Genomic DNA, 1,634 nt, shown 5'->3' with positions numbered 1-1,634 from the left:
TCTTTATATTCTTAACTTTTTTATTTTTAAAAGAAAAATGAGTACTGTATTATTTCTCATTTTCTTTGGATAAATATTCTACTTTCAAATATTCCAACTCTCCTTCACTATAACGCAAAGTTATATAATACCAATAGTCCTGATTGGGACATATAGAGCTATGATCTTTTTGTTCGCGGAACTCTCCGGTTTTTATAGTGGTAGAGCCGGAATCCCAGCTCCAGTCGCCATCGTTATCCCAGTATCCCATTTTTTCAAGACCTTTTATTTTTGACCTCTCTTTATTTACTGCCTTTAAACTCATTCCTGATTTAACCGGTGCTCCCTGTAAATTGACTGTTTGGGTATAGGGGGTAAAAGGATAGATATAATTTTTAGGATCGTGTTTTTCTTTAAGTTGAGTTAACTCTTCTTGTGTAAATGGTTTTACATCTGGATACTCAAGATCTGGTGAAAGCATTCTCTTTTCTTTTTCTTTAGTAATAGGATAATATCCCCAGGCAAATTGCAATTTTCCCGCTTGTCCTACCTTACTATCCAGATTGACAAAGAAAATATATAGTTGATCACATTTTCTTTTTTCTTTATCTACATTTGTTTCATATGCAGTTATACATGAGTTAAAGATAGCGACTCCTAATGAATCCCAAATATAGGTATGTTCATTAAAATTACGAGAATAAGGTCCAAATAGTTCTACCCATGCATCCAAGGGTTTCCCTAAAGGAAGCTCCTTTCCTTTATAGGTTATTTGGCAGGGAGTAATAGCAAACTCTGTATCTTCTGTTTTCATGATAAGTGCATCTTTTTTGGGCTGGCACTGTACAAAAAACGAGCTACTCATGCTTAGATTCAGCAGTATAAATAAGAGATTTTTCATTTAAAATCCTTTATCTTTATTTTTTATTATATTCTTCTGTAAAATACTATTTCTCATACAATTCATAAGAGATTTTCAAATATTCCAACTCTCCTTCACTATAACGCAAAGTTATATAATACCAATAGTCCTGATTGGGACATATAGAGCTATGATCTTTTTGTTCGCGGAACTCTCCGGTTTTTATAGTGGTAGAGCCGGAATCCCAGCTCCAGTCGCCATCGTTATCCCAGTATCCCATTTTTTCAAGACCTTTTATTTTTGACCTCTCTTTATTTACTTCCTCTAAACTCATTCCTGATTTAACCGGTGCTCCCTGTAAATTGACTGTTTGGGTATAGGGGGTAAAAGGATAGATATAATCAGGTTTCTTTTTTAGCATTTTTTCTCTAGATTGATCCAATTCTTCCTGAGTATATGGTTTATTTCTTATTGTACTTTTTAGAAGAGATTCCTCCTCCTCTTTACTTAAAATGTAATATTCATTCCATGCAAATTGCAATTTTCCCGCTTGTCCTACCTTACTATCCAGATTGACAAAGAAAATATATAGTTCTTTTACATATTCATGATTAGCTTCCCAGTCATTAATTGCAATTCCTAAAGAATCCCATACATATCCTCGGCCTGTATGTCTTGAATATGTTCCTAATAATTGGATCCATGCATCCAAAGGTTTACCTAAAGGAAACTCCTTTCCTTTGTAGGTTATCTGGCAGGGAGTAATAGTAAATTCTGTATCCATAGGTTTTGG

The 1,634-nt window shown here is 34.0% G+C and carries 2 protein-coding genes; both read right to left on the bottom strand.

All coding sequences use genetic code 11. The features are described from left to right. Positions 1 to 49 precede the first annotated feature (49 nt). Positions 50 to 844, bottom strand: a complete 795-nt coding sequence (locus tag C4S77_RS04445) for a DUF7738 domain-containing protein (RefSeq protein WP_146106043.1) — start codon at positions 842 to 844, stop codon at positions 50 to 52. Between the two features lie 82 nt (positions 845 to 926). Beyond that, positions 927 to 1,634, bottom strand: a 708-nt coding sequence (locus C4S77_RS12975) for a DUF7738 domain-containing protein (protein WP_105246364.1), incomplete at its 5' end; no start/stop codon positions are given.

Source organism: Apibacter adventoris, assembly GCF_002964975.1.
Taxonomy (GTDB): domain Bacteria; phylum Bacteroidota; class Bacteroidia; order Flavobacteriales; family Weeksellaceae; genus Apibacter; species Apibacter adventoris.
This window is presented reverse-complemented; position numbering and strand designations above follow the sequence as displayed.